This window comes from Kribbella sp. NPDC050820, assembly GCF_040653975.1.
Classification (GTDB): domain Bacteria; phylum Actinomycetota; class Actinomycetes; order Propionibacteriales; family Kribbellaceae; genus Kribbella.
The window spans coordinates 146,489-163,345 of sequence record NZ_JBFAHB010000003.1; the positions used below are offsets into that span (position 1 = coordinate 146,489).

Here is a 16,857-nt window from a genome sequence, read left to right on the forward strand (position 1 = left end):
CGGAATGAGAGGTTCGACATGACCACCACGAATCCAGGGCTCTCCCGCCGCCGGTTCCTCGCGCTCTCGGGGACCGCCGTCGGCGGCGCGCTCGCGGTCGGCTGCTCGCCCGCGTCCTCGACGAACACGCCGGCCGCGGGATCGGGCACGGGCTCGGGTTCGGCCGTCAAGGGGACCGTGACCGTGATGTCCCAGTCGGGTGAGTTCGGCCCGAAGGAGGCCAAGGCGGCCTCGCAGGCGCTCGGCATCACGGTCAAGACGGTCGAGTACGACCTGACCAAGCTGACCGCGATGCTGGCCAGCGGCAACCCGCCGGACGTCGTCCGTGGGATGGGCGCGACCGAGACGCCGTACCTGGTGGCCCGGCAGGTCGCGGAGAACCTCGATCCGTACTTCGAGAAGAGCACGCTGATCAAGGCCGACGACATCGACCCGGTCAACGACGTCTGGCGGTACGACGGCCAGAAGCAGGGCAGCGGGCCGCGGTACGGGTTCGCGAAGGACTACTCGCAGGACTGCACGCTCTGGTACAACGGCGGCCTGTTCGACGCGGCCAAGGTGGCCCGGCCGAGCGCGACCACGCCGCTGCTGCTCGACGACCTGCTCGAAGAGGGCCGGAAGCTGACCAAGCGGCAGGGCGCCAAGGTCAGCGTCTACGGCCTGAACCCGAACGGGCTCGGCCTGTTCACCCAGCTGACCTGGCTGACCGACCTGGCCGGCGGCAAGCTCACCGCCGACGACCTCGCGTCGGTCGACTTCAGCAGCCCGGAGGCCCAGCGGGCGCTGAGCTGGTACCTGGAGTACGCCAAGGCAGGCATCGGCCCGACCGTCCTCAACCCCGACCCGAACGGCTGGGACGGGCCGACGTTCCAGGCCGGCCGGATGGCGGCCACACTGAGCGGCTACTGGCTCGGCGGCCTGTTCTCCGGCGACGCCAAGTCCGCCAAGGTCGCGGGCTTCGCGCCGGCGCCCCAGTTCGACACCGGCCGCCGGGTCAGCCCTTGCTTCGGTGGCACCGGGCTGTGGATCCCGAAGGCCAGCAAGAACAAGGATGCCGCGTTCGCGGTGATGGAGTGGTTCCTGGCCGGTGACCCGGCCAAGGCGCGGGCGGCCGGGGGCTGGGGCATCCCGCCGCTGAAGTCGCTGCAGAAGCTCATGCCGCAGAAGCTGCCGTACCAGAAGCAGGCCTACGACGTGCAGATGGCCGAGAAGGAGCACTTCTCGGTGATGTCGTTCACGCCGTACGTGCGGCTGGACGCGATCAACACCGTGATCGGCCGTGAGTTGCCCAAGGCAATCAAGGGCACGGTCTCGGCGGCGCAGCTCGGTGACACGCTGAACTCGCAGATCAACGCGCAGCTCGAGGACGGAAAGAAGCGGCTCCGGTGAGCTCGGTCCTGACCGAGGTACGACGTCCGGAGGCGCCGCCGGCTGTCGAGGCTCCGAAACGGCCGCCGAGCCTGCGGCGGGCGCGGACCTTCTACCTGTTCGTCGCGCCGTGGCTGATCGGGTTCGTCGCGCTGACCGTGTTCCCGCTGGGGTACGCGTTCTGGCTCAGCCTGACCGACTCCGACGGTCTGTCGCCCAAGACGCACTTCGTCGGCTTCGCGAACTACGTCGAGATCTTCCAGGATCCGCTGACGTTGAGCTCGCTGGCCAAGACCGGCGTGTTCACCCTCGTCACGGTGCCGTTGTCGATCCTGGCCGGCCTGCTGCTCGCGGTGATCCTGAACCAGCCGATCCGGGCCCGTGGGCTGTTCCGGGCGCTGATCTACCTACCGGCGGTGGTCCCGCCGGTGGGTGCGGCGCTGACGTTCCGGCTGATCTTCGACCGGGACGCCGGGGCGGCGAACGGGATCCTGAGTAGCTTCGGCCTGGATCCGATCACCTGGCTGGTCGATCCGAACGCCCGCTATGTGCTGTACGGCTTGGTGATGTGGGGCTGTGGCGGCGCGATGATCATCTCGCTGGCAGGGTTGCAGGACATCCCGAAGGAGTTGCAGGAGGCGGCTCAGGTGGACGGGGCGTCGTACTGGCAGTCCTTCGCCAGGATCACCGTGCCGCTGCTGTCGCCGGTGATCCTGTTCCAGGTGATCACCGGGGTGATCGGATCGTTGCAGTCGTTCGCGCCACTGCTGCTGTCCTCGGGTTCGCTCAGTGGGGCCGGGACGGTGCCGCAGGGCAACTACATGTACATGATCCACGTGTTCGCGCAGTACTTCTCCGCGTCCCGCTTCGGCTATGCCTCAGCGATGCTGTGGATGCTGTTCGCGGTCATCCTGCTCGTCACGCTGGTGATCATCAAAGTCAGTGCCCGGACCGTCTTCTACACCGTCGAGCCGGAGGGGAAGCGATGACCCGGTCCTACCGCTACGCGCTCTACATCGTGTTGCTGAGCGTCGTGCTGGTGATGCTCAGCCCGATCTACTGGCTGGTGCAGACCTCGCTGAAGTCGCCGGCCGAGATGGCGTCCTTCCCGCCGACCTGGTTCCCGAACACGCCGCGGCTCGCGAACTACACCGAGGCGGTCACCAGCGTGAACTTCGTCGGCGCCCTGCAGAACTCACTGACGATCGCGTTCATCACCACGACGCTGACCACGCTCAGCTCGGCCTGGGTCGGGTTCGGGTTCGCCCGGCTGACCGCGCCGGGGAAGAAGCAGCTGTTCGTCGTCCTGCTGTCCACGATGATGCTGCCGGGCATCGTGACGCTGGTGCCGACGTACCTGATCTTCGCGAAGCTGCACATGGTCAACACGTACTGGCCGTGGGTGGCGTGGGGGCTCGGCGGCAGCGCGTTCCTGATCTTCCTGTTCCGGCAGTTCTTCGCCGGCATCCCGCGGGAGATGGAGGAGGCGGCGATCATCGACGGCTGCGGGTACGTCGGGATCTTCTGGCGGATCTTCCTGCCACAGTCCTGGCCGGTGATCGCGGCCAGCGTGATCCTGTCCTTCACCGGCGCCTGGGGCGACTTCGTCGGGCCGGCCATGTTCCTCAGCCAGGACAGCACCACGCTGGCGGTGGCGATGGCGACCGGCTACGTCAACGACAAGGGCCTCCCCCTCAACAACCTGGTCGCCGCCGGCGCCGTCATGTACGTCCTCCCCGTCCTCATCCTCTTCATGTTCATGCAACGCCGCTTCGTCAGCGGCTTCTCCACCTCAGGAATCAAGTGATGAAACTACGACCCTGGTCGATTGGGCCGGCCGACCTGCGCGCAGCACACGTCGGCGTCTCTACCGCTCGAAATAGCCCTGTGGACAACGCCTGATCCGGGTCGCAACACCTCTATCTTCTCTGGCGACCGACGAGGAGAGGATGGTGTCAGACAAATATGTACTATGATGCGGCCATGGCTGAGGTCCCAATTCGGATGTTGAACCAGGAAACGGCCCGAGTGCTGGCCCGGGTCAAGCACGGCGAGGAGATCGAGATCACCGAGCGCGGTGTGGTCGTCGCTCGCCTCATCCCAGCCGTGCCGTCGCCGACGGCACGGCTGCTCGCTACCGGAAGCTTCCGTCCGGCCCGGCTGAACAGGCGGTTCTCGCGCCCGCGCGGAGAGGTGCGGACCGACTACGAGTCGGGTGCGCTGTTGGAGGAGATGCGGAACGAGGAGCGCTACTGATGATCTATCTCGACTCTGCGGCGGTGGTGAAGCTCATCCGCCGGGAGGCCGCGTCGGACGCACTCGTTGACTGGCTGAACGAACAGGTCGATCGGATCTTCGTCTCGTCGTCATTGGTCGAGGTGGAGCTCCCGCGTGCGCTCCGGCGCCATGAGCCGGCTCTGCTCACTGCGGCGCCCTCCGTGCTGGCGCAGATCGCTGTGTATGACGTCGACGAGACGGTGCGCACCACTGCGGCGGCATATCAGGACCCGGGGATCCGGTCGCTCGACGCTATCCACCTAGCCACCGCGGACGCTGTCCTCGGCGACGATCTCACGGCTTTTGTCTCCTACGACCGTCGGCTGCTGGCCACTGCCAAGGCCATCGGTCTTCCCACCGCGAGCCCGGGCGTGGACTGAACAGTCGGTTGCCTTGAGGCACGACGGTCAGCGGGGTGACGGGGTCAGGCGGGGGCCGTCGAAGAGGTCGCTCGGTTGGTGGGGGTGGTGGACGTTCTGGCGGACGAGGTCGAGGGTGGCTGCGTCTGTGTGGCGTTCGGTGATGCCGTCGGTGGTGGGGAACTGGAAGGTGCCGGAGACGTAGCACAGGGCGTAGGTGATGCGGACTGGGTAGGACTGGGTGCGGCCGTGCAGGGTGACGACGAAGGTGCGTTGGTCGTCGTCCGTGCAGCCTGGTGCCCAGCCGCCCGGGGGTGCGCCCTTCGGGGCGGTGGCCAGGCGTTGGGCGAGGCTGGTGGCTTGGGCGCCGGTCAGAGTGGAGGCGGCGACCAGGGTGTTGTTCCAGTACTCGCAGATGCCGGCTGACGTGATGCGGTCGGTGGCGTCGAGGCCGGTGCCGCGAGGGCCCGAGTCGGTCGGGGAGCAGCCGTAGTAGTCGGTGCCGGTGATCGGGCGGGCCGAGTCGAGGATGCGCTTGCGGAGAGCGTCGTCTGTGGTCAGCACGCTGATCTTCACCCCGGCGACCAACCGCGTCTCCTCGGTCCAACCGGCGTCGTACTGCTTGATGCCAGGTGCCTGTACGTCGTTGAACCACACGTACTGCTGCCGTCGCTCGACCGGCAGGACGGCCTCCTCGCAGGTGTAGCCCCAGTTGCCGAGCCAGTCGTTGTTCCGGCCGATGATCGGCCTGCTGCCCGGCGACGGGAATGCGGGACACGGCGCCGGCCCGGAGACGTGCTGAGTCCAGTCCGCAGGCACCTGGACCTGCACGGTCTTGTACGACTCCCACCGCCACCCGGCGTCCGGCGTCCCGGGCCGCGCGACCTGAGGGTCCGTGCGAATCTCGTTGATCGAATGTGTCGCGGTGAGCGCGGTCGCGACCGCTGCACACGCGAGTACGGCGGCGCCGATCGTGCGACCGGTCCGGCGACGCCGGAGCCGGAAGTGGACGGCGGCCAGCAGGTCGTCGTCCGACGGCGCCTCCGTCGCATGCTTCGACAAGCTCGTCACGATCAGCTTCTCGTGGGCGTCCATCAGCGGTTGACCTCCTCGGCTGTGGTCAGAGTGGTGCGCAGGCTCGCCAGCGCACGATGGATCTGCGACCGCACGGTCGCCGGGCTGCACTCGAGGATCTCGGCGATCTCGGCGTCGGGCAGGTCTTCGTAGTACCGCAGTACGACGGCCGCCCGCTGCTTGGCCGGCAACGTCGCACACAACGCCCAGACCGCGTCCTGCTCGGCCTGAGCGACCGCATGATCCGGGCTCGGCGAGTCCGCCGGTGGATCCGCCGTCGGGCTCTCCCGGCGGAAGAACCGTCGCCAGCGGGAGATGTCGGCGTTGACGATCGAGCGCCGTACGTAGGACTCCGGGTCACCGTCGCGGCAGATCCGTGCCCACCGCGAGTACGCCGCCACCAGCGCGTCCTGCACGGCCTCCTCGGCCCGGCTGTGGTCGCGTGTGATCAGGTACGCGAACCGCAACAACGCCGCGCCGCGCTGTCCCACCCACGCATCGAACTCCGGCCGTTCCATTGGTACCTCCCACCCCTAACCACGCGGTGGAAGAGCGGAACGTTGCAGCGTCAGTCCGCCTCGGAGGCGGCCGGGGTCGGGAGGGCCAGCTTCTCGTCGGGCTTGGCCCGGAGTACGTCGTCGACGTACGAGCGCGCCGCCTCCATCGTGTCGACCTCGTGGCCGGCCTCCTCGGACAGGAACCACCGGTGCTCAAGAACCTCGTGGAAGACCTCGGCCGGCTCGAGCTTGCGCTTCAGGTCGCGCGGGACCGAGCGCACCACCGGCTCGAAGACGTCGGTCAGCCACTGGTGGGCGACGATCTCCTCGTCCTCGTTCTGCTGGTCGGTGGCGGCGGCGAACGAGTCGAGGTCGTTGAGCAGCCGGCGGGCCTGGTTCTCCTCCACGTCCAGGCCGGTCAGCCGGAGCAGCCGGCGGGAGTGGTGGCCGGCGTCCACGACCTTCGGCTGGATCCGGACCTGGCTGCCGTCCCAGTCGGTGATGATGTCGATCTCGGCGACGTCGAACCCGAGCTCGTTGAGCCGGCGGATCCGCGAGTCCAGCCGGTGCATCTCGTCGGTGGCGAACTCCTCCGGCGCGGTCAGCTCGCCCCAGAGCGCCTCGTACCGGTCCTGGATGGACTGGACCGTCTCCTGCGGGTCGATGTCCGGGTCGAGCAGCCCGCCCTCCTGCAGGTCGAGCAGCTCGCCGAACAGGTTGATCTCGGCGGTGTAGAGGTCGTGCGCCCGCTGCCCGTCGGAGATGTCCTGGTGCAGCTCACCGGTCTCGGCGTCCACCAGGTACGCCGCGAACGCGCCGGCGTCGCGCCGGAACAACGTGTTGGACAGCGAGCAGTCGCCCCAGAAGAAGCCGAGCAGGTGCAGCCGGACGATCAGCGCGACCAGCGCGTCGATCAGCCGGTTGACCGTGTCCGGGCGCAGCGTGCTGGAGAACAGCGCGCGGTACGGCAGCGAGAACTGCAGGTGCCGGGTGATCAGGATCGAGTCGATCGGCTCGCCGTTGCGGTCGATCCGGTCGGTGATCACGCCGACGGGCTCGACCGAGGGCGACTCCAGCCGTTCCAGGTCGCGCAGCAGCCGGTACTCGTGCAGCGCGAGATGCTCGAGCACCTCCTTGATCGCGTAGACAGTGCCGTTGACCCGGACGAACCGGACCACGTGCCGCGAGATACCGCGCGGCAGCGCGACCAGCTGGTCCTCGGGCCAGTCCTCCAGCGGGACATCCCACGGGAGCGACAGCAGACCGGTGTCCGGGCGGGTGGCGACGAATCGGGGCACGGCCCCCAGTCTGTCAGGAATCCTGAGGCTTCAGCGAGGAGCGCAAGTCGTTGCAAGAACTTGCGTGATCTGGCGTAGTGTTTGCGGCATGACACGACGACTTGCAGAGGTGGCCAAGAAGGTCGGCGTCAGCGAAGCCACCGTGAGCCGGGTCCTGAACGGGAAGCCGGGAGTGTCGGAAGCCACCCGGGAGGCCGTGCTCACCGCGCTGGACGTGCTCGGGTACGAGCGCCCCACCCAGTTGCGCGGGGATCGCGCACGACTGGTCGGCCTGGTGCTGCCGGAGTTGCAGAACCCGATCTTCCCGGCGTTCGCCGAGGTGGTCGGGGGAGCGCTGGCGCAGCAAGGTTTCACGTCCTTGCTCTGCACCCGGACGGTCGGCGGTGTGTCCGAGGCGGACTACGTCGACCTGCTCCTGCAGCAGCAGGTGTCCGGCGTGGTGTTCGCCGGCGGGTTCTACGCGCAGGCGGACGCGCCGCACCAGCACTACGAGCTGATCCAGGAGCGCAAGCTGCCGACCGTGCTGGTCAACGCGGCCGTCGACCACCTCGGCTTCCCGCAGGTGTCCTCGGACGACTACGTCGCCGCCGAGATGGCGATCGGACACCTGCGGGCGCTCGGCCACCGGCGGATCGGCATGGTGCTCGGCCCGCGCGACCACATTCCGTCCCGGCGCAAGCTGGAGGCGTTCGCCGCGTCGGACGAGTCCGATCCGGACCTGGTCGAGCACACGATGTTCTCGCTCGAGGGCGGGCACGCGGCCGCCACCCGGCTGGTCAACAACGGCGTCACCGGCATCGTCTGCGCCAGCGACATCCTTGCCCTGGGCGCCATTCGCGCGGTCCGCCGGGCCGGCCTCCGGGTGCCCGACGACGTCTCCGTGATCGGGTACGACGACTCCGCGATGATGAACTGCACCGACCCGCCACTCACCACCGTCCGGCAGCCGATCGACGCGATGGGCCGGGCGGCCGTCGACATGCTGGTCGCCCTGATCGAGCGCGCCGCAGTACCCGCCGACGAACTCCTTTTCGAACCCGAGTTGGTGGTCCGGGCCTCGACGACCCGCGCCCGCGGCTGAGCCGCCCGCCGTACCCGCAACTCCACAGCCGTCGACCGCTGGCCGGTCGGCGGCTGTTTGCGTTGGGCTCGACTTCCTGACTGCAGTCACGATTTTGCATTCTAAAGTCGAGGTATTGCGCGCTCGCGTCGAGTTGCCTACGGTGTGCTCACGATCGAGGGAGAGGGTGGAAGATGACGACAACGCGCCGCGGCCTCGGCCTGTTGCTGGCGGTGGGACTGGGCCTGGGGGCCGTGTCCTGTGGATCGGGGGACGACACACCGGACGCTCAGAGCTCAGCGGGAGCCGACGGGCCGGTCACGATCACGGTCGGCTGCCAGCCGCCGAAGAGCAATCCGAAGGAACGCGCGGCCTGGGACGCGGACGTGGCCGAGTTCCAGAAGCTGCACCCGAACATCACCGTCCAGAGCAAGGACGCGTTCCCCTGCATCAACCCGGACACCTTCCAGGCGAAGCTGGCCGGCGGCACCCAGGAGGACGTCTTCTACGTCTACTACACCGACGTGCAGAAGATCATCAAAGCCCGGCAGGCCGCCGACATCAGCGAGCACGTCGGCACCGTGAAGGCGACCGCTGACCTGCGCGACGACGTCCTGGGCGTGTTCGAGGACGGCGACAAGACCTACGGCCTGCCGCGCAACAACTACAACATGGGCCTGGTCTACAACCGCAAGCTGTTCACCCAGGCCGGTCTCGACCCGGACGCGCCGCCGAAGACCTGGTCCGAGGTGCAGGCGGCCGCCAAGAAGATCGCCGGCCTCGGCGCCGGGTACGTCGGCTTCGGTGAGTACTCCGCGGGCAACACCGGCGGCTGGCACTTCGCCGCGAGCCTGTACGCACGCGGTGGCTCGATGGTCAGCGACGACGGCAAGACGGCCGCGTTCAACAGCGCCGAGGGCAAGGCGGTCCTGGAGAACCTCAAGCAGATGCGCTGGAACGACAACTCGATGGGCAGCAAGCAGCTCCTCCAGTGGGAGGACCTGATGCGGATGATGGGCTCCGGCAAGCTCGGCATGATGATCGGCGCGCCGGACGTGGTGCAGTCGGTGAACAACGACTTCCAGGGCAAGTTCGAGGACTACGGCGTCACCGCCGTACCGGAGTCCGAGGGCAAGGCGTCGCTGAGCGGTGGCGACGGCTACATGTTCAACCCAAAGGCGACGCCGGAGAAGATCAAGGCCGGCCTGCTGTGGCTTGAGTTCCACGAGCTCACGCCCGGCAAGGGGCAGTTCAACTACCAGCGGTCGAAGGAGCAGGGCCGCCCGGTCGGGCTGCCGATCCCGGACCTGTACGGCGACTCCGCGCCGGGCAAGGAGATCGTTGCCCTTCGCAAGCAGTACGCCACCGTTCCGGTCGACCACTTCGCGCCGTACGTCGCCGCCCAGTCCAGCATCACCAACAAGCTCGAGCCGCCCAAGGCGCAGGAGCTGTACGCCGTCCTCGACGTCGCGATGTCCGCCGTCCTCACCCGCCAGGACGCCGACATCGACAAACTCCTCGCCGACGCGGAGTCCAAGGCCAACAAGATCCTGGCGAAGAACACCTAGATGACCGTTACCGAGGAGCAGGTCCGTCGTTCGCACCCGGTGCGGACGACGGACCCGCAGTCACCGGGCGACCACGGCGCTCTGCGGAGGGCGGTGGGGCGGAATCTTACGGCGTACGGGTTCTTGTGTGGGGCGTTGATCTGTTTCGCCTTGTTCTCCTGGTACCCGATGGTGTGGGAGGTGCTGCTGTCCTTCCAGGAGAACAACTTCGTCGACCCGCCGAAGTGGGTGGGGTTCGACAACTTCCGGACCGTGATCGAGGACCCGGCGTTCCGGTCGGCCTGGATCAACACGGCGGTGTTCAGCGGGCTTGCGCTCGTCATCGGGTACGCCGTGCCGTTCGTGCTGGCCGTCGTACTCAACGAGCTCAAGCACGCGAAGGCGTACCTGCGGTTCGTCGTCTACCTCCCGGTGATGCTGCCCCCGGCGGTCGCCGTACTGCTGTTCAAGTGGTTCTACGACCCGGGATCCGGCCTGTTCAACCAGGTCCTGGACGTGTTCGGCATCCCGCCGTTGAGCTGGCTCGACTCGACCAGTACGGCGCTCGTCAGTCTGGTGCTCGTCTCGACCTGGATGAACCTCGGCACCGGCACGCTGATCTACCTGGCCGCGTTGCAGAGCATCCCGGGGGACCTGTACGAGTCGGCCGAGCTCGACGGGGCCGGCCTGTTCCGGCGGGTCTGGCACGTGACGATCCCGCAGACCAAGCTGATCCTGCTGGTGATGTTGCTGCTGCAGGTGGTCGCGACCATGCAGGTCTTCATCGAGCCGTACCTGCTGACCGGCGGCGGCCCGGAGAACGCGACCGTCACGGTCGCCTACCTGATGTACCAGTACGCCTTCAACTTCGGCGACTTCGGCGGCGGTGGCGCGCTCGGGCTGATGCTGATGGTCGTGCTGATGGTGTTCTCCGCGATCTACCTGCGCGTGTCCCGGGAGGCCGAACGATGAGAACCCTCGTCTCACCACAGGCGTTGCGGACTCCGCACGGCCGGATCATGTACTGGGCGACGCTGACCCTGACGGTGGTCGGATTCACCGGCGCCTTCGTGTTCCCGCTGTACTGGATGGTGACCGGCGCGCTCAAGTCGCCGGACGAGCTGGCGCAGATCCCGCCGAGTTTCTTCCCGGACGACTACGACTTCGGGGTCTACAAGGAGGCGTGGGAGCAGCTGCAGCTCGGGGTGTTCCTGAAGAACACCGTGCTGTACGCCGGGGGCGCCTGGCTGATCACGCTTGCGGTCGACGTCACGGCGGCGTACGCGTTGTCGAAGTTGCGGCCGGTGTTCGGGAAGGTGGTGCTGGGCGCGATGCTCGCGACCTTGATGATCCCGCCGATGGTGTTGCTGCTGCCGACGTACCTGACCGCGAAGGACCTGCCGATCCTGCACCTCGACCTGCTGAACACGCCGTGGGCCATTTGGTTGCCGGCGGCAGCGAACGGGTTCTTCGTGTTCCTGCTGAAGCGGTTCTTCGACTCGATTCCGCGGGAACTGCTGGAGGCGGCGGAGATCGACGGGGCGTCGCCGGCCAGGATCCTGTGGTCGATCGTGCTGCCGGTGTCGCGGCCGATCCTCGGCGTGGTGTCGATCCTGTCGGTGGTCACGGTGTGGAAGGACTTCGTCTGGCCGCTGCTGGTGCTGCCGGAGCCGGACAAGATGTCGATCAGCGTCGGCATCGCGTCGCTGTCCGCGCAGATGCCGCAGAACGTGCTGATCGCCGCCCTGGTGATCGCCAGCCTGCCCACCATCTTGGTGTTCTTCATCTTCCAACGCAGCATCATGTCCGGCCTCACCGCCGGAAGCCTCAAAGGATAAGGAGATTTCATGGCGGACGCGTGGTGGCGGGGTGCTGCGATTTATCAGGTTTATCTGCGGAGTTTTGCTGATGGGAATGGGGATGGGATCGGGGATCTGGCGGGGTTGCGGGAGAGGTTGCCGTATCTGGCTGAGTTGGGGGTGGATGCGATCTGGTTGAACCCCTGGTATCCGTCGCCGATGGCGGATGGTGGGTACGACGTCGCGGACTACCGGGCGATCGATCCGGCGTTCGGGACGCTGGCGGAGGCCGAGGCGTACATCGCCGAGGCGCACGCGCTGAACATCCGCACCATCATCGACATCGTCCCGAACCACGGCTCCGACCAGCAGGACTGGTTCGTCCAGGCCCTCCAGGCCGGCCCCGGCTCACCCGAGCGCGAGCGCTTCATCTTCCGCCAAGGCAACGGAGACCAGCCGCCCAACGACTGGCAGTCCATCTTCAACGGCCCGGCCTGGACCCGTGTCGAGGACGGCGAGTGGTACCTGCACCTGTTCGCCCCCGAGCAGCCCGACTTCAACTGGCGCAACCCCGAGGTGGTCGAGGAGTTCCACGACATCCTCCGGTTCTGGCTGGACCGCGGCGTCGACGGGATCCGGATCGACAGCGCCGCCGTACTGTTCAAGGACCTGGACAGCGTCGAGGAGTCGTACACCGACCACGACGAGGTGCACGGGGTGTACCGGGGCTGGCGGCGAATCACCGACGAGTACGACGACCGGTTCCTGGTCGGCGAGATGTGGATGCCGGACCAGGAGCGGTTCGCGCTGTACCTGCGCCCGGACGAGATGCAGACCGCCTTCAACTTCGACTTCCTGTCCCGCCCGTGGCAGGCCGACGAGCTGAAGGCCTCGATCGACCTCACCCTGACCACCCACGTCCCGATCGGCGCCCCGCCGACCTGGGTGCTGTCGAACCACGACGTCACCCGGCCGGTCACGAAGTACGGCCGCCCGGACACGTCGTTCTCACACCAGGACCGCAAGCACGGCATGCGCACCGACCTGGTCCTCGGCGAACGCCGGGCCCGCGCGGCCGCCCTGCTCGCGATGGCGCTCCCCGGCGGCCTGTACGTCTACCAAGGCGAGGAGCTCGGCCTGCCCGAGGTCGAGGACCTGCCCGACCACCTGCTGCAGGACCCGATCTTCACCCGCTCCAACGGCACCGACCGCGGTCGCGATGGTTGCCGAGTGCCCCTTCCCTGGTCCGGCAAGGAGCCGCCGTTCGGCTTCGGCGCCGGGACACCGTGGCTCCCGCAGCCTGCCGACTGGAAGAACCTCACGGCCGAGTCTCAGCACGACGACCAGAACTCGATGCTCACCCTCTACCGCACCGGCCTCAAGCTCCGCCGCACCCACCTCGGCGACGGCACCCTGCGCTGGCTCGACACCCCACCCGGCGTCCTCGCCTTCACCCGCGAGAGCCTGATCTCCATCACCAACCTGACCCCGGAGCCGATCGAGCTTCAGCCGTACGACGAACTGCTGCTGGCCAGCAGCCCGTTGGACGACGGACTACTGGCCAGCGACAGTACGGCGTGGATCAGGTGAGCGGACGGAATCGCCGCAACCGCAGGCTGTTCGACACCACGAAGACCGAACTGAACGCCATCGCGGCCCCCGCCAGCATCGGGTTGAGCAGCCCCGCAGCGGCCAACGGGATCGCGGCCACGTTGTAGGCGAAGGCCCAGAACAGGTTGCCCTTGATGGTGCGCAGCGTGCTGCGGGACAGGCGGATGGCGTCCGCCGCCGCGCGCAGGTCGCCGCGGACCAGGGTCAGGTCGCTGGCCTCGATCGCCACGTCGGTGCCGGTGCCCATGCTCAGGCCGAGGTCGGCCTGGGCCAGGGCAGCCGCGTCGTTGACGCCGTCGCCGACCATGGCGACCACGCGGCCCTCGTCCTGGAGCTTCTTGACCGCGTCGACCTTGTCAGCCGGAAGCACCTCGGCGATCACCTCGTCGATGCCGACCTCGGCCGCCACCTTCGACGCCACCGCTTCGTTGTCACCGGTCAGCAGCACCGGCCGCAGTCCAAGCTCACGAAGCTGCTTGATGGCCTGCGCCGACGTCTCCTTCACGGTGTCCGCGACGACCAGCACTGCCCGCGCCTGACCGTCCCAGCCGACGGCAACCGCAGTACTGCCCTCGGCCTCGGCGTGCTCCTTCGCGTGCGCCAGGTCGTCCGGCAGGTACTGGCTCCACTCCTCCAGCAGCCGGGTCCGTCCGACCAGTACGGCGTGCCCGTCGACGATGCCCTGGACGCCAAGGCCCTCGACGTTCCCGAAGTCCTCGACCTCGGGCAGCGTGCCGACCTCGGCAGCAGCTCCTCGTGCAATGGCGGCAGCGATCGGGTGCTCGCTGGAGTGCTCCAGCGCCCCGGCCAGCCGCAGCACCTCGGCCCGGTCCTCGGACGGCGCCAGCAGTACGTCGACCAGCTCCATCCGGCCCGTGGTCACGGTGCCCGTCTTGTCCAGCACGACGGTGTCGATCCGGCGGGTGGACTCGAGCACCTCCGGGCCCTTGATCAGGATGCCCAGCTGCGCGCCGCGACCGGTGCCGACCATCAGCGCGGTCGGCGTGGCCAGCCCGAGCGCACAGGGGCAGGCGATGATCAGTACGGCGACCGCCGCGGTGAACGCGACCTCCACCGGCGACCCGTTCCCGAGCCAGAACCCGAGCGTGCCCAGCGCCAGCCCGATCACGATCGGCACGAAGATCCCGGACACCTTGTCGGCCAGCCGCTGGACCGCGGCCTTCCCGTTCTGGGCGTCCTCGACCAGCCGGGCCATCTGCGCCAGCTGGGTGTCCGACCCGACCCGGGTCGCCCGGACCACGAGCCGGCCGCCGGCGTTCACGGTGGCGCCGACGACCGCGTCGCCCTCGCCGACCTCGACCGGCACCGACTCACCGGTCAGCATCGACGCGTCCACCGCGCTGCTCCCGGTGACGATCACGCCGTCAGTGGCGACCTTCTCACCCGGCCGTACGACGAAATGGTCGCCGACCACCAGCTGGTCCGCCGGAATCCGGACCTCGGAACCGTTCCGCAGTACGGCGACATCCTTCGCACCCAGCTCCAGCAGTGCCCGCAGGGCTGCACCGGACCGGCGCTTGGCACGGGCCTCGAAGTACCGGCCGGCCAGGATGAACGTGGTGACGCCGGCCGCGACCTCGAGGTAGATCTCCTCCGCACCGCCGCCCCGGGACGGGATCAGCGTGAACGGCATCTTCATCCCCGGCTCGCCGGCTCCGCCGATGAACAACGCGTACAGCGACCACAGGAAGGCGCTCACCACGCCCAGCGAGATCAGCGTGTCCATCGTGGCGGCGCCGTGCCGCAGGTTGGTCCAGGCGGCCTTGTGGAACGGCCACGCCGCCCACGTGACCACCGGGAAGGCCAGCGTCAGCGACGCCCACTGCCAGAAGTCGAACTGCAGCGCGGGGATCATGCCGAACGCGATCACCGGGACCGCCAGCGCGATGCTGGCGAACAGGCGCTGCCGCAGCGGCTTGAGCTCGTCCGGCTCCTCGGCGTCCGGCGCGTTGACCGCGGGCGCCGGAAGCGCGGCGGTGTAGCCGGTCTTCTCGACGGTCGCGACCAGGTCGTCGGTGGTGATGCCGTCCGCGAACGTGACCTTCGCCTTCTCGGTGGCGTAGTTGACGGTCGCGGTGACACCGTCCATCCGGTTCAGCTTCTTCTCCACCCGGGCGGCGCACGAGGCGCACGTCATGCCACCGATGATGAGCTCGACGGACTGACCGGATTCTGTGGTGGTCATTGCAGTGTGCCTCCTCTCTCAGTGGCCGTGCGGGGTCTCTTCGTGCCCCGGAGCAGACGGCTGCCCCGACGGCTGCCCCGACTGCTTCATGGACGGCTCTGCCGACGGCAGCGACGTGGGCGGAACGATCTGGGTCTTGCCGTCGGCGCCCACCTGCACGGTGAACTCGGCGGTGTGGACCGCGCCCGCGTGCTGGAAGTCCAGGAACAGGCTGTACGTGCCTGCGGTCGGGAAGGTGGTGCCGAAGGTGATCTGCGGCCCGCCCTTCATACCCGGCTTCGCGTCCTGGGACGGGTGGGTGTGCAGGTAGGCGAGGTCGCCGCTGCGCAGGGACACCAGGTGCCCGAAGGCGCCGAGGTACGGCTGCAGGTCGGTGACCGGCTTCCCGCCCCGGCTGATCGTGAACGTCAGCTCGGACTCCTTGCCCGCAACCGGGTTGCCTGCCAGCGTCACGTCGTACCCGTCGAAGCTGTAGACACTGGCCGGCTCGCTGAGCGGGACCGGGATGTAGAGGCCGGAGACGTTGACGTCCGTGCCGAGGGTCAGCGTCCGGTCGAGACCGGCCGGCTGGAAGTCGGCGAACAGCCGCCACGTGCCACCGGCGGTGAACGTGAACGGAATGCTCCAGGTCCCACTCGCGTCCCGGGTCGGGTGCACGTGGTGGAAACCGGACAGGTCACGCCGGACCACGATCAGGTGCAGGTCCTTCTCGTGCGTCTCGGTGTACTGCGTGACCGGCTTGCCGTCCGGGCCCTGGATGGTGAAGCGCAGCTCGGTCTTGGCGCCGGGCTGGTAGAACGTCGTCGCGGGGGTGAGGGTGTAGCCGGCCTCGGAGACCGAGAGCCCGGGCAGTTGCCCACCGGACTCGCTGTGCCCCGCCCCGTGTCCTGCTGCTGGTTCCTCCATACCGCCCATCTCCTCGTTGTGCGCCGGGGCGGTGGTGTCGGCCGCCGCGATCGGGTCCACCGCGGAGCCGACCGCGAACGCCGCCCCGAAGGCGAGCGCCAGCGCACCGGCGAACGCGCCGAGCCGGAGCGCGGCGGCCCGGCTCACGACGCCGCCAGTTCGTAACCCGCCTCGTCGACGGCCTCACGGACGGAGACCTCGTCGAGAGCGGACTCACTCGTCACGTGCACCGCGGAGGTGCCACCCGCGACGAGGTCGATGCTGACTTCCTGCACCCCTGCGATCTTGCTGATCTCCTCGGTGACGGAAGCGGAGCAGTGCCCGCAGGTCATGCCGGAGACGGAGTAGGTCGTGGTGGTCATAGTGGTTCTCCTTGCTCGGGATCTCGATTCAGCTGCGGACCAGACGGGCGATGGCGTCGGAGGCCTCGCGGACCTTCTCCTCGGCCTCGGCGCCGCCCTTCTGCGCGGCCTCGACCACGCAGTGCGCCAGGTGCTCGTCCAGCAACTCCAGCGAGAAGGACTGCAGCGCCTTGGTGGCCGCCGACACCTGGGTGAGGATGTCGATGCAGTACTTGTCCTCCTCGACCATCCGCTGCAGGCCGCGGATCTGGCCCTCGATCCGCCGCAGCCGCTTCAGGTGGCTGGTCTTCTCGGCGGTGTATCCGTGCACGTGCTCGGCGTCGTGGGTCATCTCCGGCTCCTTCAGCTTCCTCACTGCTACCCCTTGGGGGTATGTCGACAGGCAAGAAGTTACCCCCTTGGGGTATCAGATGCAAGTCCTTGGGTGATACCGGCGGGGGGTATTTTTACGAGCGCTCTGCGAACAAACCTGCCAAGCTGTGCGTCGGAACGG

Annotated in this window: 17 protein-coding genes; 10 read left to right on the forward strand and 7 right to left on the reverse strand. The window is 68.1% G+C overall.

What is annotated here, in order from left to right; genetic code table 11:
• Positions 1-18: 18 nt before the first annotated feature.
• From AB0H36_RS04665 to AB0H36_RS04685, 5 genes are all read left to right on the forward strand, one after another.
• Positions 19-1,389, forward strand: coding sequence for an extracellular solute-binding protein (locus AB0H36_RS04665; protein ID WP_360516467.1), 1,371 nt, complete (start codon positions 19-21; stop codon positions 1,387-1,389).
• On the forward strand, positions 1,386-2,357 hold the full coding sequence (locus AB0H36_RS04670; protein ID WP_360516470.1) for a sugar ABC transporter permease: 972 nt from the start codon (positions 1,386-1,388) through the stop codon (positions 2,355-2,357). Before AB0H36_RS04665 ends, AB0H36_RS04670 begins: the two co-directional genes overlap by 4 nt.
• Positions 2,354-3,175 carry a carbohydrate ABC transporter permease gene (locus AB0H36_RS04675; RefSeq protein WP_360516473.1) on the forward strand — a complete coding sequence of 274 codons (822 nt, stop codon included), beginning with the start codon at positions 2,354-2,356 and terminating at the stop codon, positions 3,173-3,175. Before AB0H36_RS04670 ends, AB0H36_RS04675 begins: the two co-directional genes overlap by 4 nt.
• Positions 3,176-3,351: 176 nt before the next feature.
• Positions 3,352-3,624: a type II toxin-antitoxin system prevent-host-death family antitoxin gene (locus AB0H36_RS04680; RefSeq protein WP_360516476.1), complete on the forward strand. Its 273-nt coding sequence runs from the start codon at positions 3,352-3,354 to the stop codon at positions 3,622-3,624.
• The gene (locus AB0H36_RS04685) at positions 3,624-4,025 is read left to right on the forward strand and encodes a type II toxin-antitoxin system VapC family toxin (RefSeq protein ID WP_360516479.1); all 402 of its coding nucleotides are present in this window, start codon (positions 3,624-3,626) and stop codon (positions 4,023-4,025) included. The genes AB0H36_RS04680 and AB0H36_RS04685 overlap by 1 nt, the downstream gene beginning before the upstream one ends.
• Before the next feature lie 27 nt (positions 4,026-4,052).
• On the opposite strand, the gene AB0H36_RS04690 is transcribed toward AB0H36_RS04685, so the two are convergent.
• The 3 genes from AB0H36_RS04690 to AB0H36_RS04700 are packed head-to-tail and all read right to left on the reverse strand — an operon-like array spanning position 4,053 to position 6,894.
• Complete coding sequence (locus tag AB0H36_RS04690) at positions 4,053-5,099, reverse strand: hypothetical protein (RefSeq protein ID WP_360516482.1); 1,047 nt, start codon at positions 5,097-5,099, stop codon at positions 4,053-4,055.
• Positions 5,099-5,596, reverse strand: a complete 498-nt coding sequence (locus tag AB0H36_RS04695; protein WP_360516485.1) for a SigE family RNA polymerase sigma factor — start codon at positions 5,594-5,596, stop codon at positions 5,099-5,101. The genes AB0H36_RS04690 and AB0H36_RS04695 overlap by 1 nt, the downstream gene beginning before the upstream one ends.
• A gap of 50 nt (positions 5,597-5,646) precedes the next feature.
• Positions 5,647-6,894 (reverse strand): DUF4032 domain-containing protein, encoded by a 1,248-nt coding sequence (locus AB0H36_RS04700; RefSeq protein WP_360516834.1) that lies wholly within the window; start codon positions 6,892-6,894, stop codon positions 5,647-5,649.
• A 67-nt stretch (positions 6,895-6,961) separates the two neighbouring features.
• Between AB0H36_RS04700 and AB0H36_RS04705 the strand changes: the two genes are divergently transcribed.
• The 5 genes from AB0H36_RS04705 (at position 6,962) to AB0H36_RS04725 (ending at position 12,869) form a co-directional block, all read left to right on the forward strand.
• Entirely contained in the window at positions 6,962-7,954 is a 993-nt protein-coding gene (locus AB0H36_RS04705) for a LacI family DNA-binding transcriptional regulator (RefSeq protein ID WP_360516488.1), read from the forward strand.
• Positions 7,955-8,127: 173 nt separating this feature from the next.
• Positions 8,128-9,501 (forward strand): extracellular solute-binding protein, encoded by a 1,374-nt coding sequence (locus AB0H36_RS04710; protein WP_360516491.1) that lies wholly within the window; start codon positions 8,128-8,130, stop codon positions 9,499-9,501.
• Positions 9,502-10,452 (forward strand): sugar ABC transporter permease, encoded by a 951-nt coding sequence (locus AB0H36_RS04715; protein ID WP_360516494.1) that lies wholly within the window; start codon positions 9,502-9,504, stop codon positions 10,450-10,452.
• Positions 10,449-11,318: a carbohydrate ABC transporter permease gene (locus tag AB0H36_RS04720; protein ID WP_360516496.1), complete on the forward strand. Its 870-nt coding sequence runs from the start codon at positions 10,449-10,451 to the stop codon at positions 11,316-11,318. Before AB0H36_RS04715 ends, AB0H36_RS04720 begins: the two co-directional genes overlap by 4 nt.
• Before the next feature lie 9 nt (positions 11,319-11,327).
• Complete coding sequence (locus AB0H36_RS04725; protein WP_360516499.1) at positions 11,328-12,869, forward strand: glycoside hydrolase family 13 protein; 1,542 nt, start codon at positions 11,328-11,330, stop codon at positions 12,867-12,869.
• Here AB0H36_RS04725 and AB0H36_RS04730 read toward each other — a convergent pair.
• The 4 genes from AB0H36_RS04730 to AB0H36_RS04745 are packed head-to-tail and all read right to left on the reverse strand — an operon-like array spanning position 12,862 to position 16,674.
• Positions 12,862-15,096, reverse strand: a complete 2,235-nt coding sequence (locus AB0H36_RS04730) for a heavy metal translocating P-type ATPase (protein WP_360516502.1) — start codon at positions 15,094-15,096, stop codon at positions 12,862-12,864. The two genes, AB0H36_RS04725 and AB0H36_RS04730, sit on opposite strands and share 8 nt — an antisense overlap.
• A gap of 18 nt (positions 15,097-15,114) precedes the next feature.
• Positions 15,115-16,149 (reverse strand): hypothetical protein, encoded by a 1,035-nt coding sequence (locus tag AB0H36_RS04735; protein ID WP_360516505.1) that lies wholly within the window; start codon positions 16,147-16,149, stop codon positions 15,115-15,117.
• On the reverse strand, positions 16,146-16,364 hold the full coding sequence (locus tag AB0H36_RS04740) for a heavy-metal-associated domain-containing protein (protein ID WP_360516508.1): 219 nt from the start codon (positions 16,362-16,364) through the stop codon (positions 16,146-16,148). Before AB0H36_RS04740 ends, AB0H36_RS04735 begins: the two co-directional genes overlap by 4 nt.
• Positions 16,365-16,392: 28 nt before the next feature.
• Positions 16,393-16,674 carry a metal-sensitive transcriptional regulator gene (locus tag AB0H36_RS04745; RefSeq protein WP_360516837.1) on the reverse strand — a complete coding sequence of 94 codons (282 nt, stop codon included), beginning with the start codon at positions 16,672-16,674 and terminating at the stop codon, positions 16,393-16,395.
• Positions 16,675-16,857: the final 183 nt, after the last annotated feature.

Bases quoted from the DNA above. Each gene is read 5' to 3' on its own strand.
- AB0H36_RS04665 (WP_360516467.1), top strand. From the start codon at position 19: ATGACCACCACGAATCCAGGGCTCTCCCGCCGCCGGTTCCTCGCGCTC.
- AB0H36_RS04675 (WP_360516473.1), top strand. From the start codon at position 2,354: ATGACCCGGTCCTACCGCTACGCGCTCTACATCGTGTTGCTGAGCGTC.
- AB0H36_RS04680 (WP_360516476.1), top strand. From the start codon at position 3,352: ATGGCTGAGGTCCCAATTCGGATGTTGAACCAGGAAACGGCCCGAGTG.
- AB0H36_RS04685 (WP_360516479.1), top strand. From the start codon at position 3,624: ATGATCTATCTCGACTCTGCGGCGGTGGTGAAGCTCATCCGCCGGGAG.
- AB0H36_RS04690 (WP_360516482.1), bottom strand. From the start codon at position 5,099: ATGGACGCCCACGAGAAGCTGATCGTGACGAGCTTGTCGAAGCATGCG.
- AB0H36_RS04695 (WP_360516485.1), bottom strand. From the start codon at position 5,596: ATGGAACGGCCGGAGTTCGATGCGTGGGTGGGACAGCGCGGCGCGGCG.
- AB0H36_RS04705 (WP_360516488.1), top strand. From the start codon at position 6,962: ATGACACGACGACTTGCAGAGGTGGCCAAGAAGGTCGGCGTCAGCGAA.
- AB0H36_RS04710 (WP_360516491.1), top strand. From the start codon at position 8,128: ATGACGACAACGCGCCGCGGCCTCGGCCTGTTGCTGGCGGTGGGACTG.
- AB0H36_RS04715 (WP_360516494.1), top strand. From the start codon at position 9,502: ATGACCGTTACCGAGGAGCAGGTCCGTCGTTCGCACCCGGTGCGGACG.
- AB0H36_RS04720 (WP_360516496.1), top strand. From the start codon at position 10,449: ATGAGAACCCTCGTCTCACCACAGGCGTTGCGGACTCCGCACGGCCGG.
- AB0H36_RS04725 (WP_360516499.1), top strand. From the start codon at position 11,328: ATGGCGGACGCGTGGTGGCGGGGTGCTGCGATTTATCAGGTTTATCTG.
- AB0H36_RS04730 (WP_360516502.1), bottom strand. From the start codon at position 15,096: ATGACCACCACAGAATCCGGTCAGTCCGTCGAGCTCATCATCGGTGGC.
- AB0H36_RS04740 (WP_360516508.1), bottom strand. From the start codon at position 16,364: ATGACCACCACGACCTACTCCGTCTCCGGCATGACCTGCGGGCACTGC.